This window comes from Variovorax sp. UC74_104 (assembly GCF_044055375.1).
Classification (GTDB): Bacteria; Pseudomonadota; Gammaproteobacteria; order Burkholderiales; family Burkholderiaceae_C; genus Variovorax.
On record NZ_CP171979.1, the window covers coordinates 470,657 to 496,075 of the forward strand.

A 25,419-nucleotide genomic window follows, 5' to 3' on the forward strand; every position below is an offset into this window, starting at 1 on the left:
GCGCCGGAGGAGACAACAATGACCCGTATTGCATTCACCAACGTCCGCATCTTCGACGGCTCGGGCGAGGAGCCCTACACCGGCGATCTTCTCGTCGAGGGGAAGCGCATCGTCGAGGTGGCGCGCTTTCCCCGGCGCGTGAGCACCGACGACGCGCGCGTGATCGATGGCAAGGGCCGCTTTCTCATGCCGGGCATGACCGAGGCCCACACGCATTTCTCGTGGAACGACCAGCCGTCGCTCGCGGCCATCCAGTTCATGCCGCCTGAGGAACACATGCTCTGGTGCGTGCGGGTGGCCAAGCGCTACCTCGACATGGGGTGGACATCGGCCATCGGCGCGGCCGCGGCGAAGCCGCGGCTGGACGTGGTGCTGCGCAATGCCATCAATGCGGGTGAGTTCCCCGGCCCGCGCTACCTTGCGGGCAGCCAGGAGATCACCACCATCGGCGCCCTGGGCGACAACACGCTGCCGCACATGAAGTTCGAGGAGCTGAGCTTTGGCAGCGTGTGTAGCGGGCCCGAAGAGATCCGCAGGTCGGCGCGCACCTTCATCAAGTACGGGGTGGACCATCTGAAGATCAATCTGTCGGGCGAGTACATCGCGGGCTTGCCGGCCGAGATGTCGCCCTTTGCCGAAGACGAAGTCGCCATGCTCGCGCAGGAGGCCAAGCGCTACGGCAAGCGCATGGCTGCACACGCGCGGTCGAGCGAGTCGGTCAAGCAGTGCGTGCGCCACGGCATCGAGATGGTCTACCACGCGAGCTTCGCGGATGCCGAGGCACTCGACATGCTTGAGGCCGCGAAAGACAAGCACTTTGTCGCGCCCGGCATCGGCTGGCTGATTCGCACGACCTACAACGCCGCCGAGTACGGCATCACTGAGGCCGTGGCGACGCAGATGGGCTACAAGCGCGAGCTGGAAATCGCATCGGCCTCGCTGCGCGAGATGCACAAGCGCGGCATTCGCATCCTACCGGGTGGCGACTACGGCTTTGCATGGATGCCGCACGGCACCAATGCCAACGACCTTCAGTACTTTGTCGACTACATCGGCATGACGCCGAAGGAGGCGTTGATGGCGGCAACGCGCTTGGGCGGGCAGATCATGCTACGGCCCGACGATCTGGGGCAATTGAAGGCGGGCTTTCTTGCCGACATCGTCCTCATCGACGGCGACCCGCTGCAAGACCTGTCGTTGCTGACGGACCCGGCCAAGGTGCAATTGGTCATGAAGGATGGCGTGATCCACAAGGACTGCGCGACGCCCGTGCCATCGAATGCCGCGCTGCATCTGGAGGGCGGTGACACGCCGTTGCAGGAGCAAGGCGTCAAGGAAGCATTGGCAGAGATGCACTGACTTCGACTGATCCGGCTGCTCGTTCATGCTTGCGGCGGGCGGCCGCTTTCACAGCGATTGCAGACGCTCTCGAAGACAAGTTGAATGACGGCTTCGCGGTCGGAATCGGTCTCCCAGCAAACATTGCCTCGCGTCAATTCTGACGGCAGCAGCAAGCGGTGCGATGAATCGAAAAGATCGTCGGCAGCCGCCTTAAGAGCTTGGTTTACCGAATTGCTGCGTGAACGCAGCACTACCTAGCGTATGGCTTCGGCGGTTGTTGGCGGAGGAGCGCGAAAAGCGCGATCGAAAGCACTTGCGATGCAACGACCACCAGGCCCAAGGCCGCCATAGGCGACAACCCTGCAAGCTTCGTCACAAAGGTTGCGCCCAGGGCTGCCCCCGACATCTGCATGAAGCCCAGCATGGCCGAGGCGGCGCCCGCTTGAGCCGCAAATGGCGCGAGAGACAAGGCGGTACCCACTGGGTTCGCCATGCCCATGCCAAAAAGGAAAACGCAAAGGGCTGCGGTGAACCCGACCAGATTGGTTGGTGCTTGAACATTCACGCCGCAAATCAGCATGCCACCGGCGAGCGAGAGCATGACGCCGAGTTGCAGTGTCTTTTGGGGGCCCCACCGGCCCGACAGTTTCGGAACGAGCAGCCCCGCAGCGAACACGACTGGGACGGTTGCTGCAAAGAAGAATCCCAGTAGGAGCGAGCTCAAGCCGAGAGCACCGATGAGCACGGCAGGCGCGGCGTCGAAGAAGCCGTAAAGCGCCCCCGTCACACACGCGACGACGGTCGCTGGCCGCATGAAGCGCGCGTCTCGAAGCAGCTGGGTGTACGCCGCGAAAACCGGCCCGATCGCCAGCGGCGTGCGCCGTGAAGTCGCGTGAGTTTCCGGCAGCCGCAGCGCGTACCAGCTCGCCAAAATCAATCCCAGTGCGCTGACCGTCGCGAAGGTCCAACGCCAGCCAACGAATTGCTCGGCCACACTGCCCAATAGCGGAGAGAACCCGGGCGCCGCGGCCATCGCCACAATTACCATCGCAAGCACCTTCGAAAGCGTCTCGCCTTCGAACAGGTCTCTGGCAATCGCGCGTGCGAGCACGGAGGCGGCACACACGCCCGCTGCCTGAGCTGCCCTGCCCAATACCAACCAGGTTAGATTGGGGGACAGCGAGCAGATGACGCCGCCTGCGGCGAAGAGGAGCAGGCCGCCGATCACCAACTTGCGTCGCCCGTACCGGTCCGACAGCGGACCAACGATGAGTTGGCCGATCGCGAAGACAACAAAGAAGATGCTCAACGTCACCCCGAGCTGCGCGTCGGACACGCCCAGCCCTGCGCCGATGGCCGGAAACGACGGCAGGATGATGTTGGTCGACAAGGCGCCGATCGCCGCGAGGGCCGCAAGCAGCGACACCATGCCGCGCGTTGGGACCGGACGACCTGCTGCCAGCGTCTGGACCGGGGCGTCTTTCATTCGGGGATCAGGACACGGATGGCGCGTGTCCCGATTTCCGCGCCAGTCACGGCATCGATCGCGGTAGGTTTGATTTCCGTTCCGTTCTCGGCGTCAAGAAAGCGCGTCAACCGACCTTCGCCTCGATGCTTTCGACCCCACTCGGCAATCATGAAGAGGACCGGCAGAAAGTCTCGCCCGGCAGCGGTCAGCACGTACTCCTCGCGCGGCGGGCGTTCCGAGTAGAGCTTTTTCTCGAGCAAGCGCTCGTCCGTCAGCGTCGCCAGTCGCTTGGTCAGCATGGTCGGTGCGATACCCAGATTCTTCTTGAACTGATCGAAGCGCGTCACACCCGCATTGGCGTCTCGCAGGATCAGCATGGTCCAGCTGTCACCCAGAAAGGCAAGGCTGCGCTCGATGGGGCATGTAGGTTGGGCATCGGTTTTCGAGTTCATATCGTTTTGATATTGACTTAGTACTTAAACGATACTAACCTGCGGCCCGCGGTTCGTCCAGACCCGTGAAATGCCTCGATCGATTCTTGAATTGGAAGCACACATGAAAAAGACAGTACTGATCACAGGCGCGTCGTCGGGTTTCGGCTTGATGTTGGCGACGCGCCTGCACGCACAGGGCCACAACGTCGTGGGTACGAGCCGTACCCCGGAAAAATACGCAGCGCAGGTGCCTTTCAAGCTGCTGCGTCTCGACATCGACGATGACGAATCCATCGCATCGTTCACTCGCGAACTGGCCCGATCCACCGAGCGTTTGGATGTCCTCGTGAACAACGCCGGCTACATGGTGACTGGCATTGCCGAAGAAACGCCCATCGGGCTGGGCCGCCAGCAGTTCGAGACGAACTTCTGGGGAACCATCAAGGTGACGAACGCGTTGCTACCCCGTCTCAGGGCCCAGAAGTCCGGGCAGATCATCACGGTGAGCTCGATCGTGGGGCTGATCGGTCCACCCAATCTGTCTTTCTACGCGGCCTCGAAGCACGCGGTGCAGGGCTACTTCAAGTCGCTGCGGTTCGAGCTGGACCAGTTCAACATCAAGGTCAGTATGGTGGAGCCCGTGTGGTTCAAGACGAACCTGGGCCACAACGCGGTCGCCGCGGCGAGCGGCGAGATCGCCGACTACAACGCCTACCGAAAACAGGTGCAGGCCGCGACGCAAAAAGGCATCGACGGAGCGGAATCGCCGGACGCCGTCATCCAGACTATTTCCGGTCTCATTGAGGCGCCGGCACCGAAGTTCAGCAATCCCGTTGGAAAGATGACCGGAATGATCCTGTTCCTGCAGAACTACATCCCGACGATGTTCGAGGGCTCCATTCTCAAGAGCGTGAAAGCAGCCTGATAGGAGAGGTCATGAAGTTCTATCTTTGCAAATTCATCCCGCCCCGTGCGGACTTTCTTGCCACGATGTCAGCAGATGAAAAAACCTGGATGGGCGAGCACGGCGCTTTCCTGAACGACCTGCTCGCGAAAGGCATCGTTGTCGCTCACGGTCCGGTGATGGACCCGGCCGGCGGTTATGGCGTGTCGCTGTTCCAGATCGAAGATGGGCAAGACATCGATGCCCTTACATCGCAGGACCCGATTGTCAAGAATGGGGTCGGGCACTATGAGCATTTCAAAATGCTTGGCCTGAAGTCGCGCTCTTGATTGCGTCGCTTCGTGTGCAAACGCTGTTGAAGCAAGCGGGAACTCCACATTGCGCTTGATAGCCGAGCAAGACTTTGCAGGCATGTGGACGACGAACCGTACCAACGAAGAGCTATTGCCTAGAAACAAAAAAGCCGCAGTAGTTTCACTGCGGCTTTTGATAGTAGCTTTGCTAGTCGATGAGTGGTAAGCTAAAAAGCTTTTATTAATCAACCACTTGCAAGCATTTTTGGCGGAGAGTGTGGGTATCGAACTCGAGCAACTTTGTGCCTAGATGTCCCTGCACCGCGGCCGCCGGCTCGCGCTCCGGCGCCGAGCAGCGGGCCCTTTTGGCGCGCTGTCGTGCGTCCACCTTGGGTGCCGGCAAAAGTGCGACGCCATCGAGCGTTCACTTTGCAGCATTGACTTGCCGCGGCTGATTCACATACTGGGAGGGAATAGCGTCTCTGTAGTAGGCCTTTCCGGTGAGATTCTGATTTGCCGAATGCGCCTCTTTGACTGCTTCGGCATTGACGGTATCCCGGGACTTCGAATACCCGAGCGGCGCAATGACTCTGCTGGATGCAGCCTCCCGATAAGGGTCTTCCTTTTGCGCAACGGCTGCTGCCTCTGCATCGACTTCCGTCCGAGAGCGAACGCCAGAGCTCTGGAGTACGCCGTCGTAAACCTCCGCCTGGGCAGTTGACGCAAACATGAGCGCAAGAATCGCGCTCTGAGCAATTTGAAACTTCTTCATGGGGGTCCTTGAAAATTGTCGGCCAGTACTTCCTCGACTCAAACTTTCATCAATCTGAAAGTTGTCGTCCGGGGAACGCAATTTTCTGGTGCTTGGTTACCGTCTGAGTACGAGTACGCAGCAACGCCGCGTTTTCAAAGAGGAAACCTCATCCCTCTTCGCCTGGCATGTCGAGCAGGTCGGCCGCTCTCGCTCAAGCACCGCGAGCATTCTTGAGAGCCTTGATCCGGCCCTCAAGAAAATTCAGGAAGGCGCGCTGTACGGCCGTACTGTGCCGCCTCTGCAAGTAGACAGCCGACAACCACATGTCGCTGCGAACGAAGTCCGACAACACCGGCACCAGCCGTCCGCTCTCGATGTAAGGCGCCAGCATCGCCGTAGGCAAGTAGAGAACCCCCGCGCCCAACAGTGCGGCCTGGATCAGAGGCGCTGCCTCCGTTGCATTCAGGCGTCCGCTCACGGGAACATCCAATGGAGCACCGCCCACTTCAAAACGCCACTTTGGTTGAGGGTTCAGATGTGTACTGACCAGCGCGTTGTGACCCGCAAGTTCGCTGGGGTGAACTGGCATGCCGTGCGCTGCCCAGTACATTGGCGCCGCACAAACGCTCAAGTCCATCGCAAGCAGTTTTCGAACAATGAGGTTCTCATTGGCCGTCGGCGCAAACCGCAGTGCGACGTCAATGCCGTCCTCCGCCAGATCGACGATCCGGTTGGTGAGGACCATGTCGATGCTGACTTCCGGATAGTGGCTCAGGAAGGTGTTGATGAGCGCTGGAAGCTGCGTCTGGTCTATGCCATGCGGCGCGGAAATGCGCAGCCGTCCTCGGGGAGTCAACGCCCGATTCTGGAGTTCTGCTTGAGTTTCCTCCACCAGCTCCAGCATTGGCTTGCTTCTTTCGAGCAGCAACACGCCGGCGTCCGTCAGACTGACAGCGTGGCTGGTGCGGTTCAGCAGGCGGACACCGAAGCGACTTTCCAGCGTCGCGATGTACTTGCTGACAGTTCCTCTGGACAGCTTCAGCTGACTCGCGGCGCGGGAGAAGCTGCCGGAGCCTGCAACTTCGCTGAAGGTTCTCAAGAGATCCAGGCTATCCAAGGGTTTCTCCTGACTGTGCGAACCACAAGACGAACTCTTCAGGTGAGGCCGAGTTTCTTCCTGAGGCTTGCATCGACGGGCCCCGCGGGCATGAAGCGACGCAGCTTCGTCAAGAGCGACGCCTGCCCTGGCGGCGTGCGGCGCATGCGCCAGGGGCCGAGCGCCGCCTCGACGATGGTGTTGGCCACGCTCTGCGGCGGCGGCGCGTTGTTGACGCTGTCGGCCACCGAACGCTCGACCAGGTCGCGTTCGCGGTCGTAGTCCGCGATCGGCGCCTTGGCTCGGGGCGCGTTGGCGTCGAGGTTGGTCCGGGTGAACGCCGGCTGCACCAGCGTCACGCGAACGCCGAACTGGCGCACCTCGTGGTCCAGCGACTCCGAGAGCCCCTCGACCGCGTGCTTGGTGGCCGCATACATGCCCATGTAAGGCGCCGGCAGCACGCCGAACAGCGAGCTCACGTTGACGATCCGCCCTCGATGCTGCTTGCGCATGTAGGGGAGAACGGCACGCGTGACACGCAGCACGCCGAAGACGTTGGTGTCGAACAGCGCCGCGGCCTCGGCCGTCGCTGTCTCCTCCACCGCGCCGAGCATCATCATTCCCGCGTTGTTGACCAGCACATCGATGCGCAGGCCCTGCTCGATGATGGCGTCGATGCCAGCCTGCACCGACTCCTCCTCCCGGACGTCCATTTCGACGAACTCGACACCGGGCACCACGGGCGCCTTGCGCAGGTCGCGCACGGTGCCGAACACCCGGCAGCCTCGCGCGGCGAAGACTTCCGCAGCGACGCGCCCGATGCCCGACGACGCGCCGGTCACGACGACAACCGATGAAACCGACATGATGTTTTCCTTCGATCTGAATGAATTGGTGAAGAGCGTTGTCAATGTGGCGCGGGATTGCCATTGCCCGGCCTGATCCTGAACCAGATGGAATACATGGCCGGCAGAAATACCAGGGTCAGAACCGTGCCCGCCAAGGTGCCACCGATCAGCGTGTAGGCGAGCGCTCCCCAAAACACCGAATGGGTCAAGGGGATGAAGGCCAGGATCGCAGCCAGCGCCGTCAGGATCACCGGCCGCGCACGCTGCACGGTGGCTTCGACGACCGAATGGAACGGGTCGAGCCCCTCCTGCTGGTTATGGTGGATCTGCCCGATCAGGATCAGCGTGTTGCGCATCAGGATGCCCGACAGCGCCACAAGGCCGACCAACGCGTTGATGCCGAAAGGTTGCTGGAAAAGAAGCAGGGTCGGCACCACGCCGATCAGCCCGAGCGGACTGGTCAGGAAGACCATGACCATCGCCGAGATGGAGCGCACCTGGAAGATGATGAGCAGCAGCGTGACCGCCAGCATGATCGGGAAAAGCGGCAACATGGCCTTGGTTGCTTTTTCCGATTCCTCGATGGAGCCGGCCTGATCGATGCGATAGCCGGCCGGCAGCTTGTCGACGAGGGGCTGCAGCTGATGGGTGATGGCCGTCGATACGTCCGGCGGCTGCAGGCCATCGGCGATATCGCCGTGTACGGTGATCGTAGGCATGCGGTCGCGCCGACGCACGACGGGTTCTTCCATGCGTATGTCGACCTCACCCACCTGCGACAGCGGGATGCGTTGCCCGTTGGCACCGGACAGCGTGAAGTCCGCAATTCGCGCAGGGGCGAGCCGGGTGACGCCAGCCGAACGCGCCACAACCTGCACCGTGCGGATGTCCTCGCGCACGGTGGTGACCGGCACGCCGCTCAGGAAGAACTGCAACTGCTGTGCCACCGCGGTGGAGGTCAGCCCCACGGCCTGCAACCGATCCTGGTGCAAGGTGAAGTGCAGCGTGGGCGTGCGCGTACCCCAGTCGGAGTTGACCGTGCGCATCATCGGACTCGCATCCATGACCTTCTGGACCTCGGCCGCAATCTGGCGCAACTTCTGCGGATCCGGTCCCGTGACCCGGTACGCGACCGGGAACGGCGAATACGGGCCGAACACGAGTTGGGTGACGCGCACCCGCGCCTCGGAAGCCAGCCCATCGGCGATCGCCTGGCGCAGCCGGTGCTTCAAGGCCTCACGCTCTTCCTGGCTGGCGGTGCGGACCACGATCTTGGCGAACGACGGATCGGGAAGCTCCGGCCCCATCGCGAAGAAGAAGCGCGGCGCGCCCTGCCCGATGTAGGCCGTGACGATATGGGCCTCCTCTTGCTTGGCCAGCCAGGCCTCCACCTTCGCCGCGGCGTCGCTGGTCTGCGCGATCGACGTGCCATAGGGCATCTGCACCTCGACCAGCACCTCGGGGCGATCGGAGATCGGGAAGAACTGTTTCTTGACCAGCCCCATGCCAAGAATGGCCGCCACGAAAAGGCCCACCACCGCACCGGCGACCAGCCACTTGCGCGCAATGACGCGCCCCAGCACCCCGCGCAGGCGGTTGTAGCGCGGCGTGTCGTAGATCGCGGCATGGCCACCTTCGACCTTCTTGAAGTCGGGCAGCAGCTTGACGCCCAGGTAGGGAGTGAACACCACCGCGACGACCCAGGACGCAATCAGCGCGATGCCTACGATCCAGAACATGTTGCTGGTGTACTCGCCCGCGGTCGATGGCGCGAAGCCATTGGGCATGAAGCCGACGGCCGTGACCAGCGTGCCCGAAAGCATCGGCGCCGCGGTATGGCTCCAGGCGTACGCCGAGGCTGCGACGCGGCTGTAGCCCTCTTCCATCTTCACCACCATCATCTCGATGGCGATGATCGCGTCGTCCACCAGCAGGCCCAGCGCAAGGATCAGCGACCCGAGCGTGATGCGATCGAAGTTCTTGCCGGTCGCGGCCATCACCACGAAGACAATCGCCAATGTCAGCGGCACGGCGGCGGCAACCACCAGGCCCGCGCGCCAGCCCATGCTCAGGAAACTCACGAGCATCACCACCAGCAGTGCGGCGAAGAACTTGACCATGAACTCGTCGACCGAGGCGGCGATGTTGACGGCCTGGTCCGTGACCTTGGCCAGGCTCATGCCCAACGGCTGCTCGGCATTGATCGCTGCGACCTCGTGGTCCAGCGCCTTGCCCAGGTCAAGACCGTTCCAGCCTTCTCGCATGACGACGCCCAGCAGCAGGGTCGGTTCGCCACCGTTGCGGATCATGAAGGTCGCCGGGTCTTCATAGCCGCGCTTGACCGTGGCGATGTCCGACAGCTTCAGGGTGCGGCCCTGCGCCACAACCGGCGTGTCCCGGATCTTCTGCAGTTCATCGAAAGAGCCGTCCAGGCGGATGAACACCTGGGGTCCCTTGGTTTCGACGGAGCCCGCCGGCGTCAGGGCATTCTGGCCATTGAGCGCACCGAACACGTCCTGCGGACCAATGCCCAAGGTTGCCAGGCGCTCGTGCGAGAACTCAACATAGATGCGTTCGGATTGCTCGCCGGCGATGTTGACCTTCTTGACGCCTGGCACATGCAGGAGGCGCTGACGCAGCGTCTCGGCGTCGCGCACCAGCAGGCGCGGCGCTTCGCCCTTGGCCTTGAGCGCGTACAGCGCAAAAGTGACGTCCGCGTATTCGTCGTTGATCATCGGCCCGATCACGCCGGCTGGAAGGGTTCCCGCCTCGTCGCCGAGTTTCTTGCGGGCCTGGTAGAACTGCTCCTGCACCTGCGAAGGCGGCGTGCTGTCGAGCAGGGTCAGGGTCGTGAAGGCCAGCCCGGGCCTGGTGTAGGTCTCGGTGCGGTCGTAGTAGCGCAGCTCCTGCAGGCGCTTCTCGAGTTTCTCCGCGACCTGATCCTGCATCTCCTGCGCGGTGGCGCCGGGCCAGGCAGTGATGATGGTCATCACCTTGACGGTGAAGGCGGGATCTTCCGCGCGGCCCAGCTTGAAGAACGCAACAAGACCCGCCAGCGAGATCAGGCAGATCAGGAACAGGGTGATGGAGCGCTCGCGCACAGCGAGCGCCGACAGGTTGAATCGGCCTTCGCTCACCGACGCGCTCACGGACGCACTCCCGGCTTTGCCGCATCAACGGCAACGACCTGGTCTGCCACCCGCACCTGCTCGCCCTCGTGCAACAGGTGAGCGCCGAGCGCGACGATCCTGTCGCCTTGCTTGAGTTGGCCGGCGGTGATGCGTGCGCCGTCGTCATCCAGGTGCTCGACCACGACCGACCGCCAGTTGACCTTGGCCGGCTCGCCGCCGATGACCCACACGCCTGGCCCCTTGCCAGCATCGAACAGGGCGCCGATCGGCACCTGTACGCTCCCTTGCGCAGAGGAAAGCCCGTCCGGAACCCGGATGGTGACCGTGGCGCCGAGCGGCGCATTGGCAAGGTCGCCCTTGAGCACGTAGCGCGCCTCGAAGGTGCGCGTCTGCCGATCCGCGGCCTCCGAGAGCTGCCGCAGCGTGGTCGGCACGGTCGCACCCTCCTTGCCGAAAAGCGTGGCCTGTCCGGCGGAACCGACAGCCGGGCGCAGGGTTTCCGGCAGCTGGACAACGGCTTCGCGCGGACCGGCGCGGGCCACGCGCACCACGACCTGCCCCGCGCTCACGACCTGGCCGGGTTCGGCCAGCGTTTCCATGACGACGCCATCGCCGTCCGCCACGAGCTCGGCATAGCGGCTCGCGTTGCGGGCCACGTCGGCCTGAGCCTCGGCCGCGCTGAGTTGGGCTTTGGCGGCATCCGCGGCCGCCTTGATCTGGTCGTAGGCCGATGCCGAGATCGCACCGGTGCCGCGCAGATCGCGGTAGCGGGCTTCATCCTCCGCCGTCTGCTGCGAGCGCGCCCGCGCGGCGGCGACCGCCTCCAGCTGCGCATGGGCTGCGAGCTTCAGATCGGCAGGATCGATGCGCATGAGCAATTGGCCGCGCTTGACGGCCTGCCCCGCGTCCACCAGCCGGTCCAGCACCTTGCCGGAAACCCGGAATCCCAAGTCACTCTGGACCCGGGCGGCTACGGTGCCGGTGAAGGCGCGCGATGTGACACCAGCCCCCTGGACGGTGGCGATGCGCACCTGCGGCGCCTGGGTGCGCGGATCGGGCGGCGATTTTTCGCCACAAGCGACCAGCGCGAACGGCAATGCGCAGATGACTGCAGAGGTGGCAAGGCGGCGCCAAAGCATGAGGGTCCCAGTGACGAAGTGATCAGGACCCGCATTCTGATACCAGTGACCATTTTAGTCAATGGTCACAAACAAATTTAGTTCATGGCGAAAGGCTGCGCAGCACGAGGCTGGACAGCTGCACCGGCGCCTGCGCCGCGTGATCGAAGCTGTATTGCAGGAGCAGCGGATTGATGTAGGGGTGCATGACGAGGTAGATGGCTCCCGCCGTCTCGTCCAGCGGCGTCTTGCGCTCGAACTCACCCATTTCCCGACCTTCGCGCAGGATGTCCTGGAGCAATTGCCGAATGCGCTCCTCATAGACGACCACGGTCTGCCAGCGCTCGCTGGCGGCCGACATCGCGATTTCGTAGAGCTTGCGATCCTCGGAGAACAGTCGAAGGGTCGACTCGACCACCGACTTGAACATCCGGCGCAGTTTCTCGGGCGGGCGGTCGGCAGCATCGACCGCCGCCCGGACCTCGGCCTCGATCTCGCGCAGGCAGTTTGCGCAAATCATTTCGCCGATCGCTTGCTTGGACTCGAAGAACTTGTAGATGTAGGCCTTGGAAAATCCGATGGCCTTGGCGAGGTCGGAGACGGTCGTCTTCTCGTAGCCATACCGGCCGAAGTGCTCGGTGGCTGCGGCAACGATCTGGTCCCGTACGTCGTGGTCGGCGGGGCCGCGTGCCACAGCCGGAGAAAGAGGTGCATTGCTCATGCCTGACAGCTTACCGCGAGCAGGGGAAATCAACAACGAGTGACCATTTTGAATTATAGTCACATCGATCTGACGTTTTCTTCCCCCTTCTTTCCGAAAGAAGCCCATGCTCCAGCGCATTCTTGTCCCGCTCTTCGCTGCCGGCCTCGTCTCAGGTTGCGCAGTCGGCCCCGACTATGTCCGCCCCGAGACGCCCCTGCCGCCGCAGTACCTCGGCCAGGCGGCCGTCGATGCACGACCTGCTTCCACCAGCGTCGACCGAAACGCGTGGTGGACAGGTTTCGGCGACCCGCAGCTGGCTCGGTTCGTCACGCTTGCGCTGGCGCAGAACCTCGATCTTGTGCAGGCGTCCGCGCGCATCGATCAAGCACGCGCCGGGCTGGGCGCGGCGAATGCCGCTTTGCTGCCTTCGGGAAACCTCAGTGGGCAAGCCGCCCGGGCCTATCAGTCCGTTGAAACGCCGCTGGGACAGGTCTTGAACTCGAGGCCCGGCTTCGACCGCCACGGCAGTGCCTACGAGGCAAATCTCAGTGCAAGCTGGGAAGTGGACGTTTTCGGCGGCCTGCGCCGTGGCCGCGAAGCGGCACTTGCCGAGTACCAGGCCTCGGAAGCAGGCGCGGCCGCCACGAGGTTGACCGTGGCGGCGCAGACCGCCGACATCTACATCAGCATCCGCGGACTGCAGACCCGGCTGGACGTGGCGCGCCGGCAGGTGCGCACGCAGCAGGAGCTGCTGTCCAAGGTCCATCTTCTGTACGGCAAGGGGTTGGCGGCCGAACTCCAGGTGCGGCAGGCCGAAGGCGCGCTGGCCCAGGTCCAGGCATCCGTCCCGGCGCTCGAGGCGGGGCTGGACGCGGCGATGAATGCGCTGGATGTGATGCTGGGCTCGCCCCCGGGCACACATCGGGCGGAATTGGCCGACCCGGGCGCCATCCCCGTCGCCCCGCAGATCGCGGACGCGGGAACGCCGGGCGACTTGCTCAGGCGGCGGCCCGACCTGATCGCGGCCGAACGCCGCATCGCCGCATCGAATGCACGCATTGGTGTCGCCATTGCCGAGTACTACCCCAAGCTTTCCCTGAGCGGCCTGATCGGCAGCGCGACGTCGGTGTCCGGCGGCAACCTGTTCACCAGCGGCGCAAGCCAGGCCGCCGGCATGCTGGGCCTGCGCTGGCGCCTGTTCGACTTTGGCCGCATCAACGCGCAGATCGATCTCGCCAAGGGCCAGGATGCCGAATTGCTGGCCGCGTATCGGCTGGCCGTGCTGCGCGCTACAGAAGACGTGGAAAACGCTTTCTCGACCCTGGTCAAGCGCGAGGAACAAGCCAGCGTTCTTGCGCAGGGCGTCGACTCGCTCGGCCGCGCGCGAGGCGCGTCATTCGCCGCCTACCAGAAAGGCGTCGTCAGCCTGATCGAGGTGCTGCAGGCAGACGAGAACCTGCTGCGCGCTTCCGACGCGCGAGCACAGGCGCAGACCGAATCGGCACGCGCCGCGGTCACCGCCTTCAAGGCATTGGGGGGTGGCTGGCAACCAAGCGGAACCGACACGGTTGCAACCCGATAGGGGCCGTCCGCGCACAACCGTTCGTGCGCACTTGAACTGGGGAGATCCAAATGAGCGACGACCGCGGTGCTACGGAAAAACCCGCGCCAGGTTTCTGGCGGAAATTGATGCTGGCGTTTGAAGGTATGGACGAATCCTGTGTCGCGGACTTGGAATCGCGCATTCGCATGCTCGAAGTCGAGGTAGCTCGACTGAGTGACATCGAAAGAAGGCGCGGCAGCGCCTCGCCGCACGACGTTACCTGAAATGCTTCTGAAGCCTCCGGTTCGATGACGTCCTGACCCGAAGGCACGAGGTCTTGGGCGGCCACCCGAATGGCACGAGGCCCTCACTCCGAGTGCTCGCGCGCGTACACACGCAGGCCATCGACGTTCAAGACGTCGATGCTCCCGTAGCGGATGTGAAGCAGGCCTGCTTCCTCCAACTCGTGCAAGGCGCGATGGGCGACCTGCCGGGAAATTCCGGCCAGCCGGCCGATCTCCTCCTGCGAGATGTGCAGGACTCGTTGGGTCCGGGGGTTGAGTTGAGGATTGAAGAGTTCGGCCAGGCAGCCTGCCACGCGCGAACTGATGTCGTGCATCCGGTAGCTCTCGGCCAGCGCAATGAATTGACCCAGCCTTGCGTTGAGCTGATCGATCATGAAATGGCAAAAGCTCAAGCTGTTGGCGACCAGGTAGTGAAAGGTCTGGCTCGGCATCAACGCAATGCGGGTGTCGCGCAGCGCGACAACGCCGTAGGGACGCAACTCCCCCTTGAGCACGGAACCTTCCCCGAGCCAGCCGCCATTGGTGACCCCGGTCAATGTGGTGCTTCGGCCGTCCGCCGACAAGACGTCCACTTTGACCATCCCTTCGACGATTCCGATCCAGTGCGTCGCCGCGCTTGATTTGTGGCAGACGATCTCACCGGCCGAATAGAAGCGGTCCTGCGTCTCCAGTTCGACACGCTGGAGTTGCTCGCGCGTCAGACCGCCAGCCCAAGCAGCCGCTCGCAACATCGAGATGGTCTGCGCGTGATTTGTCATCGGAAAGACTTTCTTCCCCGGCCTTAGTGCCTAGCATGCGCTGCGCAGGCGATGGCCTGAGTCGTCTGAGTTTATGTGGCAGTACGAACAGGAGACAAATCATGAGAAACCCTCTCTCGATGGCAGGCTACGCGCTGCTGAGCATTCCCATGCTGCTGACCGCCTGCGGCGGCGGAGGTGACGGCGCAGGCGGCTGGCCGGTGCTGTTCCCGCCGCCGGCGCCAACGCAAACACCGCCACCGGCACCGGTTGCGACAACGCAGGAGAAGTGCGCGATCTTCGCCGGCGCTTCGCTTGCCGGCGCAGCGCTCAAAGAGGCGACACTCGTCCCGGCTGCAGCAGGAGCCGCGGAGTACTGCAAGGTCACGGGCACCCTTCATGGCACGCTCAATTTCGAAGTGCATCTGCCTACCGTGTGGAACAACAAGCTCCTGTATGCCGGCGGCGGCGGTTGGGACGGCAGCATCAACATCACGCCCGTCTCGCCAAGCGGTGCAACTGCGGGTTACGTACTCGTGGCCTCGGATGGCGGGCGCCAGGGAAATGCCCTGGACGCTTCGGCCTTCCTGAACAATCCCACGGCCCAGGCGGACTTCGGCTATCTCTCGATCCATTCGGTCCATGAGGTCACCAAGGAGATCGTTCGCAAACGCTATGGCTCGGATGCCGAGTTCAGCTATTTCGAGGGCTGCTCCAACGGCGGCAGGGAGGCATTGATCCAGGCCACGCGCTTCCCGAACGACTTCGACGGCATCGTCGTGCGTGCGCCGGCCTACTCCTTCACCGAGTTGTTCCAGGCCTTTGTGGCGAACGGAAAGGCGCTCGCCGCGCCGGGCGGGCAATTGAACGATGCGAAGGTCTCGCTCATCGGCAAGGCCGTCACCACGCAGTGCGACGCCCTGGACGGTGTGTCCGACGGCATCGTGAGCAACCAGGAAGCGTGCACGTTCAACCCGGTGGCGTTGCGCTGCACCGCAGGCGATGCCGACACATGCCTGACCGACGCGCAGATCGCGACTGCCAACACGATCTACTCCGAACTCAAGCGCAAGGACGGGACAACCGTCTACCCCGGCTGGGGACCTGGCGGCGAAGACCAAGGCTGGCCCCTGTGGGTGACAGGCTCCGCCATCGGCGGCACCGGCCTCCAGTTCCAGTTCGGGAGCGGCCTCGTGAAGTACTGGGTCACGGGCGATCCGGCCTCCGACGTGCTGGGCTTCGATCCGGAGTTCTACTCGGCGGGGCTGCGGCTCGCGGCCACCACGCTCGATGCGACGCCGGACCTTCGCTCCTTCTTCGGCCAGGGCGGCAAGATGATCCTCGCCCACGGAACGAACGACTGGGCCATCAGCTACAAGGGCTCGATCAAGTACTTCAGCGATGTAGCGACCACGGTCGGCAGCGCGTCCACGCGGGATGCCTCGATGGAATTCTTCCTCCAGCCGGGCGTTCAGCATTGCGCCGGCGGTGTCGGTCCTGACACCGTCGACCTGGTGGACGCAGTCGCGAAGTGGCGAGAGGGTGGCGCCAAGCCCTCCATGCAAAACATCGTGGCGACGAAGCTGGATTCGACGACCAAGACGCCGGTACTCGCGCGCCCCCTGTGCAAGTACCCGACCTTCCCGAAATACAAGGGTAGCGGCGACGTGAATTCGGCGGACAGCTACAGCTGCCAGAGCTCTTGAGCGTCTTCGTCTGCTGAGTTCGCCCTCCTTTCCCGCGTGTCCGGTCGCCACCTCCTGCGGCCGGTTCACGGCGAAGTACCAGACTGCCGCGACATTCACGGCACTGCGCGCCAGCGGAGAAAGAAGGGGCGGGCAGACAAAAGAGGGTCTGTCAGGACCGCCGCCTGATGATGCTCAGCTTGCCGTCGCGTTCGAGCACTGCGCGCTCCACCTCGTCCAGCCGCACGCCGCCGGCCTGCTGGCGCAGAGCTTCGTCGAGGTCCTTGCGGGACACCAGTGCGTGACGCATGGCGTCCTCGTCCATCCGGCCGTCGCGCACCAGCGTGATTTCGTGGCCGTTGATCAGGTCTTCGAAGCCTTGCCAACGCATGCTGACCAGGGCGACCAGTCGGTGCGTGACGACGAGCGCAACGCCGGCCGCCATGGTGCTCCAGAAGGGAGAGGCACCGACCACCGCGCGGCTCAGTACCGCGCCGAGCAGTACCGTGATGCAGGTGTCGAACGGACTCTGCTGCCCGAACGAGCGGCGCCCCGATGCGCGGATCATCGCCAGCGCGAGGAAGAAGACCACCAGCGCCCGTGCGCCCATCTGCCAGGCAGCGAGTTCCGACCCTTCGCCGAAGAGCCAGTCGATGAACTGCATCGGCTTTGCCATCATTGGGCTGGCGGCTTGGAGGTTTCGGGTGGCTGGTGCTGCTCGGAGGCTTGCTCGCTCTTCTCCTTCTTGAACACACTGAGCGTCCCGTCGCTCTCCAGCCGCGCGACGCGCACCTCCGAGAAATCAGCCACACCTTGCTCTCGCAGCTTGCCCCTCAATTCGTCCGTCGTGATCATTTCGCGCCTGAGCGCGCGTCGGTTCAGGCGGCCATTTCGAATGAGCACCTCGGGGCGAGGCTCCAGGAAGCGCACAACGGGCTCGAAATGAAAGCTGAGCCAGTCGAGCGCAAAGTTCCACGCAACCAGGGTAGCGAGCAACACGAAGCCGTCGTCGAGGGACTTGTATTCACCCTGCATCGCATTGCTCGATGCATCGGCGACCAGCACCACGAAAAGCAGATCGGCCACGCCCATCGAGCCGATGTCGCGCCGCAACACGAAGCGAAACACGAGGAGCAGAAACCAGTACACGAGCGTGCCGCGCACCACCATGTGCCACACGGGAAACTCGCGGGCGAAAAGTTCGGCGACCTCGCTCATGGTTGTATGAATTCCTGGAACTTGAAAATCGACCGACGCCCAACTTAGGGCGAAATGCGGTGGTGCCATGTCAGAGAGTGCTTCAGCGGCTTGTAGGCGCCGCAGATGCGGACCAACGAGCAGGAACCACGGGATCTACCGGGTTCACATATCAGTTGGATGGCGGGCTAGCCGTGACGTCGGGGCCACGGACGGTGGCCTGCACAGACCCGTTGCTCTCACGATGAAAAGGAGAGACACCGGTTCGCGCCGCAGGTCCAGGGCAGTCAGGTCTCTTCCGACCCGCCTGCCCCACGCGTGATCGGGCAACCCAAGAGCCTGACACCAGGAAGTCATCCGACATGTCGTGGTTCATGCATACGGCCTCAGGTTGCCCTCTTAGCTGAGACTGGACCGACGACCGACTGCCGTCGCCGTCTGGTAGAGGCGGGTGAAATCGCAAGTCTCCTGCGCCAGTCGGAGCACCGAGGCCATCAGTGAACTCCGCTGGTCGCGCCGGATCACCGCAGCGTAGGGCGCGTCGGGCAACGCGGGGCGCACTTGCAGCACCTCCAGCAATCCCTGCCCCACGAGGTTCTGCACGGCGGCGGGCGGAAGGTAGCTCACGCCGAAGCCGGAGACGGTGAGCCCGATCAGCGCGATCAGGCTGTTGCTCACCACCAGGTCTGCCGCCTTGAGCCCGTGCGACTGGAACCAGTCATGGAACAGGATGCCGGTGCCGGACTGCGGGCCTTGCGTCAGGATGCGGTAGTCCGCCATCGCCTGCACTTTCAGCGGCTTGCCCCCATGGGCCACCAGTCCCGGCTTGCACATCCAGCGCAACCGAAGCTTGCCGACTGGCGACACCTTGAATCGTTCTTCGCGGAACGTGTCGGCGACGATCATCAGGTCGATTTCACTGGCCAGCAGCTTGTCGCGCAGCCGAGAGCCGGTGTCCACCTCGGGATCGATGATGACGCCGGGATGGGCTTGGTAAATGCGCTCCACGAAGCGCGGCAGCCAGGTCATGGCCGTCACTTCGGTCACGCCGATACGCAAGCGCCGCTCGGGCTCACCGGACTCGAGCGCGCCTCGCATCAGCTCTTCGCGCCCCTGCAGCAGGCGGTCGGCCAAGGCGAAGACTTCCTCGCCCTTGGATGTCAGGCGCGCCGTGCGCAACGAACGATCGAACAGCGGCGCGTGGAAGAGCGCCTCGAGTTCCTGCACGCGCTTCGACACGGCCGACTGGGTCGTGTGCAACTTCTGCGACGCACCCGAAAAGCCGCCCAGTCGCACCACCCAGTAGATCGCCTCCAGCTGCTTGAAAGTCACCATCGGTGCCGCCCTCGGGGTTAGAAAAAAAGTGATGCTAATTGAATCGCAAATATCGCTTTTATTTGCTCTTTCGACTGTCCAGAATTCGCCTCATGCCTGCCTCCGACCTGATCATCCACCCCGCCCCGCCGCTCGCACCTTCCGCTCTGGTAGACGCATTCCGCGGCGTCGTCACGCCGCACCTGAGCGACAACCTGGCCCGCCTTGCCGGCATCGTCGGCCTACACCGGTTCCATGGGAACCGCAAGCTCGTCGGCACCGCCGTGACCGTCAAGACGCGTCCCGGCGACAACTTCGCCATCTACAAGGCGGTGATGGACATGCAGCCCGGCCACGTGCTGGTGGTCGATGGGGGTGGCGACCTGAACAATGCCCTGGTCGGCGAGTTGCTCCTGCAGTACGCGCTGCTGCGCGGCTGCGCCGGCTTCGTCATCGACGGCGCGATCCGCGACAGCTCGGCCTTCCGGGAGCGGGACTTCCCCTGCTACGCACGGGGCGTCACGCATCGCGGTCCTTACAAGAACGGCCCGGGGTCGATCAACGTCCCGGTCACCGTCGGTGGTCAGGTCGTGCATCCCGGTGACATCGTGGTTGGCGACGAGGACGGCGTTGTCAGTTTTCCTGCCGCGCAAGCCTCCCGCCTGCTGGAGGCCGCGCGCCTCAGCGCGGCCAAGGAAGCGGCGATCCAGCAGGAGATCGCCACCGGCCGCGTCGCGCAGAGCTGGTTGACGGCCATCGGGCTGTAGGGAGGGAGCCACCATGACCCAACTCCTTGCCCATCGCCTCGACGCCATGAAGCCGTCCGCCAGCATGGCTGCGAAGCAGCGCGTCGACAGCCTTCGCGCTGCCGGTCGCCCTGTTGTCGATTTCACCATCGGCGAGCCGGACTTCCCCACGCCGCCGCACATCGTGCAGGCGGGCATCGAAGCCCTGCTCGGCGGCCAGACCCGCTACACCGCCACGGCCGGCACCCCGGCGCTGCGCCAGGCGATTGCCGCGAAGTTCGACCGCGAAAACGGCCTGGCGTATGCGCCCGAACAGATCGTGGTGGGCAGCGGGGCCAAGCAGATCATCTTCGAGGCGTTGGCCGCGACGCTGAATCCCGGCGATGAAGTGATCGTGCCCGCGCCGTACTGGGTGTCGTATCCCGACATGGTCGTGCTGCACGGGGCCGAGCCCGTGGTGGTGCGCTGCGGCGAGGAACAGAGGTTCAAGCTCGGTGCCGAGGCCCTCGAACAGGCCATCACGCCGCGAACACGCTGGCTCATCCTCAATTCGCCCAACAACCCGAGCGGCGCGGTGTATTCGCGCGAAGAACTCGAAGCGCTGGCCGGTGTGCTCGCACGGCATCCGCAGGTCTGGCTGCTCACCGACGAAATCTATGAGCACTTCGTGTTTGGCGAAGCCCGCCATGTGTCCATCCTTGCGGTGGCGCCGGAACTGCAGGACCGAACGCTCATCGTGAACGGGATGTCGAAGGCCTATGCCATGACAGGCTGGCGCATCGGCTACGGCGCAGGCCCCCTTCCCCTGGTCAGGGCGATCGCGCTGCTGCTGTCGCAAAGCACAAGCTGCGCGAGCAGCGTGGCACAGGCCGCGGCATCGACGGCGCTGCAGGGCGACCAGACCTGCGTCAACATCGCATCCGAGGTGTTCGAGCAGCGGCGCGACAGGATGGTCGGGCTGCTGCGCCAAGTGCCGGGTCTGCGGTGCCTGTCGCCCGACGGTGCCTTCTATGTGTTTCCCAGTGTCGAGGGCCTGCTCGGTGCCCGCACGCCGGAAGGCAAAGTGCTCGCGAGCGACCTCGACGTCATGATGTACCTCCTGGACGAGGCGCAGGTCGCCACCATCGACGGCAGCTCGTACGGCATGCCCGGATACCTGCGGATGTCCTTCGCCACGTCCACCGCGCAGATCGAGGCGGGCTGCGCCGCGATCGCTCGCGCCGTCGACCTGCTGCAACCCGCCACCGCTTCTTCGCCCAAGGAAAACGACCATGCCTAAGTTCTTGCCGCTCGCCCTGCCCTTGCTCGCCGGCCTCACTCTGGGCGCCGCGGCGACCCACGCCGACCAGTTGGAGGACATCAAGAAGCGCGGCACCCTCGTGTGCGGCACGCTCGGCATCGCGGAGCCCTTCAGCTTTGCCAATCCCCAGACGCGGGAGACCCAAGGGTACGACGTCGATTTCTGCGGTGCCATCGCAAGGAGTCTCGGTGTGAAGCTGGAGCTGAAGCTCGTGGCCGTTCCTGCGCGCATCCCCGAATTGCAGCAGGGCCGCGTCGACGTGCTGGCGGCCAACTTGGGCTGGACCGCCGAACGCGCGGAGCAGATCGCCTTCAGCGACAGCTACTACGTGAGCCTGACCAAGGCCGCCACCCGGCGCGCAGACAAATTCGCGGCGGTGAACAACCTGTCGGGCAAGCGGGTGGCCACCGCCAAAGGCTCGACCTCGGAGGCCGCGGCGCGCAAGGCCATTCCCGACGTCCAGGTCATCACGTACCAGGATCCGCCGTCGATCTTTCTCGCGCTGCAGCAGGGAAAAGCGGATGCTGCCGTGGCGTCGGAGCTGGTGCTGGTCAAATGGAAAACGGAGGTCGAGGCCAGTGCCCCGATCGACATCCTGGAGCCGGCACTGCTGAACGAGAGCTGGGGCATCGGCATGCGCAAGAACGAGACGGCTCTGATCAAGCACGTGAACGGGGTGCTGGAGAGCATGGAGAAGTCCGGCGAAGCTGCGAGGATCTTCGACAAGTGGCTCGGGACCGGCACGCCCTACAAGCTGAAACGCGGCTTCCAGAGCGCTCCCATCAAGGGCTGACGCATCCACTGCAAGGCGAGTTGCCGTGAACCCCATCGACTTTTCCGTGCTGTTGCGGGGCGACAACCCGCAGTTGATCGCGAAGGGACTCGCCACCACGTTCGAGCTCACGGCGGCGGCCTGGCTGCTGGCCGTCGTACTCGGCACGCTGCTCGCCCTGCTGCGGATGGCGCCGAACCGCGCAGCGCAAGGCTTCGTGGCGGGCTACGTCGAGTACCACCAGAACGTTCCGATGCTGGTGCAGCTTTTCCTTTGGTATTTCGGCATCCCGACCCTGCTGCCGGGCGATTGGCAGCAATGGATCAACCGGCAGGGAAGCGAGTTCTTCTTCGCCTTCCTCGCAATCGCCCTGGCCATGGCGGCCTACATGTCCGAAGGACTGCGCGGCGGCATCCGTTCGATCCCCAAATCGCAGCTGGAGGCTGCCCGGGCTCTCGGGCTCACCTACTTGCAGTCGCTGCGCCAGGTCGTGCTGCCGCAGGCAGTCCGGATCGCGCTGCCCACCTTCGTCAACCATACGGTGCTGCTGTTCAAGAACTCCAGCCTCGCCATGGCGGTCGGCGTCGCGGAGCTCACTTACGTCACCCGCGACATCGAGAGCCAGTCGTTCCGGACCGTAGAGGTGTACCTCTTCACGACCCTCGTGTACCTCGGGTTCTCGTTCCTGATCATGGCCGGCGGCAGCCTGGCCGAGCGCCGCCTGCGCATTCCGACGAGGTAACAAGGCATGAACGATTTTCTGGCCATCCTGCGCGACCACGGCATGCTGCTGCTGGTCGGGCAGTATCCGAACGGTCCGCTCGGCGGGCTCGCGATCACGTTCGCGCTCGCGGTGCTCGGCATCGCGCTGGCCTTTCCGCTCGGGGTGCTGCTCGCGCTGGCGCGCATCAGCCCCTTTGCCGTGCTGCGCTGGCCTGCCACGGTGCTCGTCTACGTGGTGCGCGGCGTGCCGCTGCTGATGTTCATCTTCTGGGTCTACTTCTTCCTGCCGATGCTGATCGGGCGGCCGGTGGGCGGTTTCGCCACCATGCTGGCCACGCTCGTGATCTACGAGGCGGCCTACCTGTCGGAAGTCGTACGTGGCGGCATCGAAGGGCTGTCGAAGGGCCAGATGGAAGGCGCGCGCGCCGTGGGCCTGAGCCACATGCAGGCGATGCGGCTGGTGATCCTGCCGCAGGCGCTCTACAACATGATCCCTGCGATGCTGGGCCAGTTCGTCTCCACCATCAAGGAAACTTCGCTCGGCTACGTGATCACCGTCAACGAGCTCACGTTCGCTGCCAACCAGGTCAACAGCGCGCTGATGACCAAGCCATTCCAGGTGTTCGTGCTGCTTGCCGTCATCTATTTCATCCTGTGCTTCTCGCTGACGCAGCTGGCGCGGCACCTCGAGCGGCGCATCGCGACCCGGCGCGCCGGCCCGCCTGCCGTGTCGGCCTTCCGGCCCGCCCACCCCGTTCCAGTTCCTGCCGAGTGAACCCCATGAACACCTCTCCCATGATTGCCTTCGAGGCCGTCGACAAGTGGTACGGCGAATACCATGCGCTGCAGCACGTGACGGCGGAAGTCGCCCGCGGTGAGGTGGTGGTCGTCTGCGGCCCTTCCGGTTCCGGCAAGTCCACGCTGATTCGCACCGTGAACAGGCTGGAGGAGATCCAGCAGGGCTGCATCCGTTTCGATGGCCGCGACATCCACGCGAAGTCGGTGGACGTCAACAAGTTCCGCAGCCAGGTCGGATTCGTCTTCCAGAACTTCAACCTGTTTCCGCATCTTTCAGTAGCTCAGAACATCATGCTGGCACCCACCAGTGTGCTCGGCCGCAGCCGGGGCGAGGCCCGCGATCGCGCCGAGGAGTTGTTGGCGCGCGTGGGCCTGGCGAACAAGGCCGATGCCTATCCGGGCCAGTTGTCAGGTGGCCAGCAGCAGCGGGTGGCGATCGCACGCGCGCTGGCCATGGACCCGCCGGCCATGCTGTTCGACGAGCCGACGAGCGCGCTCGACCCGGAAATGGTCGGAGAGGTGCTTCAGGTGATGAAGTCGCTCGCGCGCGAAGGCATGACGATGATGTGCGTGACGCACGAGATGGGCTTCGCCCGCGAGGTGGCCGACCGCGTCTGGTTCATGGACCACGGCGGCATCGTCGAGACCGGCTCGCCGGAAGCGTTCTTCGCCAATCCACAGAGCGAGCGGGCGAGGAGGTTCCTGTCGGATCTGCGAATGCACTAGGGTGTTTGGTCACTAGTCATTTCAACGTCGGCTTGTCCAGAAGGACATCAGCTATTGAGTCTCCAGAGACTCCAATGTAGCTTGCGCATTGGGGTATCCGCTGTCCTTTGCCCGTCTCGTCCAGTAGATGGCCCTCTGCTTATCGCCATCATGCAGATAGATCTGACCCAAGTTGTACTGCGCAGGAGCATGACCGAGTTCGGCGGCCATCAAAAGCCACTCCATGGCCTTCGTCTGATCATTCAGAGCAGAGCGATAGTGTCCGTAGACGTTGAAGGCAGCTCTTTTGTCGCCAGCGTTCGCCAGCTCCTTTTGACGCGCTAACTCTGCATCCGACATGGTTGCAATGCCCGCAACAAAGACATTGGGGTCATACCTGATCCCTGTTGGTGGAGGCGGGCGGTTGAAATGAGGAATGTTGGTACATGATGCTGTACTCAACACCGCGAACGACGCAATGACGATGTGCTTCATTGAAGACAAGAGAATATAGAAAAGGTTTTCCTGCAGCATTGCGGTCACGGAGTCGCGCCTGTTTGAACCGCTGACTAGGATCATGAGTGGGTGCCTCTGGCACTTGCAAAGATGCGCGGCGTGCCAAGCACGGGGGTTGCAACGCTCGAGGCAAACCGCCGCGCCAAGAGCAAGAACCACACCTTGGCGGTCGGCAATTCAAGCAATCCCATGCTCGAGAGACCGGAACCCATGATCCATCGCCACACAACGCAAGGAATCCCAAAAAGTCGGAATCGATGGTTGACCGAAGTGGTGACGTCGGGCGACGAATTCAACCGGTCGGGCGACTTTGAAGAGGCTGACAATGGCGAGGCCAAGTTCTCCCTCATGCATGCAGCCGGTCGGGAAACGAGTCGTCAAGACCTGATATCTTGCAATCCACCTTACATGCGTCCTTCGATGAAAAAATTGCTGCAGCTATTTCTTTGTGCCCTGTTCGCCTGCCACGCCCACGCGGCACCTCCGTACTCGGAGGATCAAGCGAGAGCGCTGCTCACGCATCTCAGCGCCCATGTGTTGATCATCAACTCCGATCTGACCTTGATCAAGAAGAAGCCGGCGAGCGAGTTCGACTTGTTGACTTACTACCCGCTGTCCAAAACCAAACTTGACGAGTACAAGCGCAATGGCCACATCGCCAATACGAACGACGACATCGCTGACTTCGTAACCTACAAGATCAAGGACTACGAGCTGACCAATGAGAAGAACGAGAGGCTGCAAGTAAAGGAAGGCAGCAAGGCGTCGTCGCTGCAGGATTTCGCGCTCTGGACCTACGACAATGTCCTGTGCAGTCAACGAGGTTTCCACGTGAAGCTGGACAAACCCTTCGAACGGGTCAAGGGGCACATCACACTGATGTTCGAGATGCCTGGAAGCATCACACGCGAAATTCGGATTCCGATCAATCTCGCCATCACGGACAAGGACCCGCGGCCCGAAATTTGAAAGTGCGCTTACTCAGGTC

Annotated in this window: 26 protein-coding genes; 13 read left to right on the plus strand and 13 right to left on the minus strand. The window is 63.4% G+C overall.

Features of this window, described 5'->3' with window-relative positions; all coding sequences use genetic code 11:
* The first annotated feature begins 18 nt into the window (after positions 1–18).
* Positions 19–1,359, plus strand: a complete 1,341-nt coding sequence (locus ACHMXA_RS32900; RefSeq protein WP_395321530.1) for an amidohydrolase family protein — start codon at positions 19–21, stop codon at positions 1,357–1,359.
* Positions 1,360–1,591: 232 nt separating this feature from the next.
* Here ACHMXA_RS32900 and ACHMXA_RS32905 read toward each other — a convergent pair whose 3' ends face one another.
* Together ACHMXA_RS32905 and ACHMXA_RS32910 are read right to left on the minus strand one after the other, a co-directional pair.
* Positions 1,592–2,827: a Bcr/CflA family efflux MFS transporter gene (locus ACHMXA_RS32905; RefSeq protein ID WP_395321532.1), complete on the minus strand. Its 1,236-nt coding sequence runs from the start codon at positions 2,825–2,827 to the stop codon at positions 1,592–1,594.
* Positions 2,824–3,261: a helix-turn-helix domain-containing protein gene (locus tag ACHMXA_RS32910; RefSeq protein WP_258350071.1), complete on the minus strand. Its 438-nt coding sequence runs from the start codon at positions 3,259–3,261 to the stop codon at positions 2,824–2,826. Before ACHMXA_RS32910 ends, ACHMXA_RS32905 begins: the two co-directional genes overlap by 4 nt.
* A 103-nt stretch (positions 3,262–3,364) precedes the next feature.
* On the opposite strand from ACHMXA_RS32910, the gene ACHMXA_RS32915 reads away from it, so the two are divergent.
* Complete coding sequence (locus ACHMXA_RS32915; RefSeq protein WP_395321534.1) at positions 3,365–4,168, plus strand: SDR family oxidoreductase; 804 nt, start codon at positions 3,365–3,367, stop codon at positions 4,166–4,168.
* Positions 4,169–4,179: 11 nt separating this feature from the next.
* Positions 4,180–4,476, plus strand: a complete 297-nt coding sequence (locus ACHMXA_RS32920; RefSeq protein WP_395321536.1) for a YciI family protein — start codon at positions 4,180–4,182, stop codon at positions 4,474–4,476.
* A 388-nt stretch (positions 4,477–4,864) separates the two neighbouring features.
* Here ACHMXA_RS32920 and ACHMXA_RS32925 read toward each other — a convergent pair whose 3' ends face one another.
* The 6 genes from ACHMXA_RS32925 to ACHMXA_RS32950 all read right to left on the minus strand — a co-directional run bounded on the left by ACHMXA_RS32925 (position 4,865) and on the right by ACHMXA_RS32950 (position 12,108).
* On the minus strand, positions 4,865–5,212 hold the full coding sequence (locus ACHMXA_RS32925) for a hypothetical protein (protein WP_395321537.1): 348 nt from the start codon (positions 5,210–5,212) through the stop codon (positions 4,865–4,867).
* 193 nt (positions 5,213–5,405) lie between these two features.
* On the minus strand, positions 5,406–6,311 hold the full coding sequence (locus ACHMXA_RS32930) for a LysR substrate-binding domain-containing protein (RefSeq protein ID WP_395321539.1): 906 nt from the start codon (positions 6,309–6,311) through the stop codon (positions 5,406–5,408).
* A 38-nt stretch (positions 6,312–6,349) separates the two neighbouring features.
* Complete coding sequence (locus ACHMXA_RS32935) at positions 6,350–7,156, minus strand: oxidoreductase (RefSeq protein WP_395321541.1); 807 nt, start codon at positions 7,154–7,156, stop codon at positions 6,350–6,352.
* Positions 7,157–7,197: 41 nt separating this feature from the next.
* A complete protein-coding gene (locus ACHMXA_RS32940; RefSeq protein WP_395322668.1) occupies positions 7,198–10,275 on the minus strand; it encodes an efflux RND transporter permease subunit in 3,078 nt (1,025 codons plus the stop codon).
* Between the two features lie 8 nt (positions 10,276–10,283).
* Positions 10,284–11,408 carry an efflux RND transporter periplasmic adaptor subunit gene (locus ACHMXA_RS32945; protein WP_395321543.1) on the minus strand — a complete coding sequence of 375 codons (1,125 nt, stop codon included), beginning with the start codon at positions 11,406–11,408 and terminating at the stop codon, positions 10,284–10,286.
* Between the two features lie 82 nt (positions 11,409–11,490).
* Entirely contained in the window at positions 11,491–12,108 is a 618-nt protein-coding gene (locus tag ACHMXA_RS32950) for a TetR/AcrR family transcriptional regulator (RefSeq protein WP_395322670.1), read from the minus strand.
* A 106-nt stretch (positions 12,109–12,214) separates the two neighbouring features.
* Between ACHMXA_RS32950 and ACHMXA_RS32955 the strand changes: the two genes are divergently transcribed.
* Complete coding sequence (locus ACHMXA_RS32955; RefSeq protein ID WP_395321544.1) at positions 12,215–13,672, plus strand: efflux transporter outer membrane subunit; 1,458 nt, start codon at positions 12,215–12,217, stop codon at positions 13,670–13,672.
* 50 nt (positions 13,673–13,722) lie between these two features.
* Positions 13,723–13,917: a hypothetical protein gene (locus tag ACHMXA_RS32960; RefSeq protein WP_395321546.1), complete on the plus strand. Its 195-nt coding sequence runs from the start codon at positions 13,723–13,725 to the stop codon at positions 13,915–13,917.
* 83 nt (positions 13,918–14,000) lie between these two features.
* On the opposite strand, the gene ACHMXA_RS32965 is transcribed toward ACHMXA_RS32960, so the two are convergent.
* The gene (locus ACHMXA_RS32965) at positions 14,001–14,696 is read right to left on the minus strand and encodes a Crp/Fnr family transcriptional regulator (RefSeq protein WP_126472218.1); all 696 of its coding nucleotides are present in this window, start codon (positions 14,694–14,696) and stop codon (positions 14,001–14,003) included.
* Between the two features lie 149 nt (positions 14,697–14,845).
* Between ACHMXA_RS32965 and ACHMXA_RS32970 the strand changes: the two genes are divergently transcribed.
* On the plus strand, positions 14,846–16,381 hold the full coding sequence (locus tag ACHMXA_RS32970) for a tannase/feruloyl esterase family alpha/beta hydrolase (RefSeq protein WP_395321548.1): 1,536 nt from the start codon (positions 14,846–14,848) through the stop codon (positions 16,379–16,381).
* 151 nt (positions 16,382–16,532) lie between these two features.
* Here the strand turns inward: ACHMXA_RS32970 and ACHMXA_RS32975 are convergent, their stop codons facing one another.
* The 3 genes from ACHMXA_RS32975 to ACHMXA_RS32985 form a co-directional block, all read right to left on the minus strand.
* Positions 16,533–17,024 carry a DUF421 domain-containing protein gene (locus ACHMXA_RS32975; protein WP_395321550.1) on the minus strand — a complete coding sequence of 164 codons (492 nt, stop codon included), beginning with the start codon at positions 17,022–17,024 and terminating at the stop codon, positions 16,533–16,535.
* 11 nt (positions 17,025–17,035) lie between these two features.
* The gene (locus tag ACHMXA_RS32980; protein ID WP_395321552.1) at positions 17,036–17,578 is read right to left on the minus strand and encodes a DUF421 domain-containing protein; all 543 of its coding nucleotides are present in this window, start codon (positions 17,576–17,578) and stop codon (positions 17,036–17,038) included.
* Between the two features lie 378 nt (positions 17,579–17,956).
* A complete protein-coding gene (locus ACHMXA_RS32985; protein WP_176666493.1) occupies positions 17,957–18,892 on the minus strand; it encodes a LysR family transcriptional regulator in 936 nt (311 codons plus the stop codon).
* A gap of 92 nt (positions 18,893–18,984) precedes the next feature.
* On the opposite strand from ACHMXA_RS32985, the gene ACHMXA_RS32990 reads away from it, so the two are divergent.
* Genes ACHMXA_RS32990 through ACHMXA_RS33015 form a run of 6 tightly spaced genes read left to right on the plus strand, consistent with a single transcriptional unit; the run spans position 18,985 to position 23,936 of the window.
* On the plus strand, positions 18,985–19,638 hold the full coding sequence (locus ACHMXA_RS32990) for an RraA family protein (protein ID WP_395321555.1): 654 nt from the start codon (positions 18,985–18,987) through the stop codon (positions 19,636–19,638).
* 13 nt (positions 19,639–19,651) lie between these two features.
* A complete protein-coding gene (locus ACHMXA_RS32995; protein WP_395321557.1) occupies positions 19,652–20,896 on the plus strand; it encodes an aminotransferase class I/II-fold pyridoxal phosphate-dependent enzyme in 1,245 nt (414 codons plus the stop codon).
* Positions 20,889–21,710 carry an ABC transporter substrate-binding protein gene (locus ACHMXA_RS33000; RefSeq protein WP_395321558.1) on the plus strand — a complete coding sequence of 274 codons (822 nt, stop codon included), beginning with the start codon at positions 20,889–20,891 and terminating at the stop codon, positions 21,708–21,710. Before ACHMXA_RS32995 ends, ACHMXA_RS33000 begins: the two co-directional genes overlap by 8 nt.
* A 25-nt stretch (positions 21,711–21,735) precedes the next feature.
* A complete protein-coding gene (locus ACHMXA_RS33005) occupies positions 21,736–22,431 on the plus strand; it encodes an amino acid ABC transporter permease (RefSeq protein WP_176666489.1) in 696 nt (231 codons plus the stop codon).
* A gap of 6 nt (positions 22,432–22,437) precedes the next feature.
* Positions 22,438–23,187, plus strand: a complete 750-nt coding sequence (locus tag ACHMXA_RS33010) for an amino acid ABC transporter permease (protein WP_395321561.1) — start codon at positions 22,438–22,440, stop codon at positions 23,185–23,187.
* A 20-nt stretch (positions 23,188–23,207) separates the two neighbouring features.
* Positions 23,208–23,936 (plus strand): amino acid ABC transporter ATP-binding protein, encoded by a 729-nt coding sequence (locus ACHMXA_RS33015; RefSeq protein WP_395321563.1) that lies wholly within the window; start codon positions 23,208–23,210, stop codon positions 23,934–23,936.
* A 51-nt stretch (positions 23,937–23,987) separates the two neighbouring features.
* Here the strand turns inward: ACHMXA_RS33015 and ACHMXA_RS33020 are convergent, their stop codons facing one another.
* Entirely contained in the window at positions 23,988–24,449 is a 462-nt protein-coding gene (locus ACHMXA_RS33020) for a tetratricopeptide repeat protein (RefSeq protein ID WP_395322672.1), read from the minus strand.
* Positions 24,450–24,500: 51 nt separating this feature from the next.
* Between ACHMXA_RS33020 and ACHMXA_RS33025 the strand changes: the two genes are divergently transcribed.
* On the plus strand, positions 24,501–25,400 hold the full coding sequence (locus ACHMXA_RS33025) for a hypothetical protein (protein ID WP_395321565.1): 900 nt from the start codon (positions 24,501–24,503) through the stop codon (positions 25,398–25,400).
* Positions 25,401–25,419: the final 19 nt, after the last annotated feature.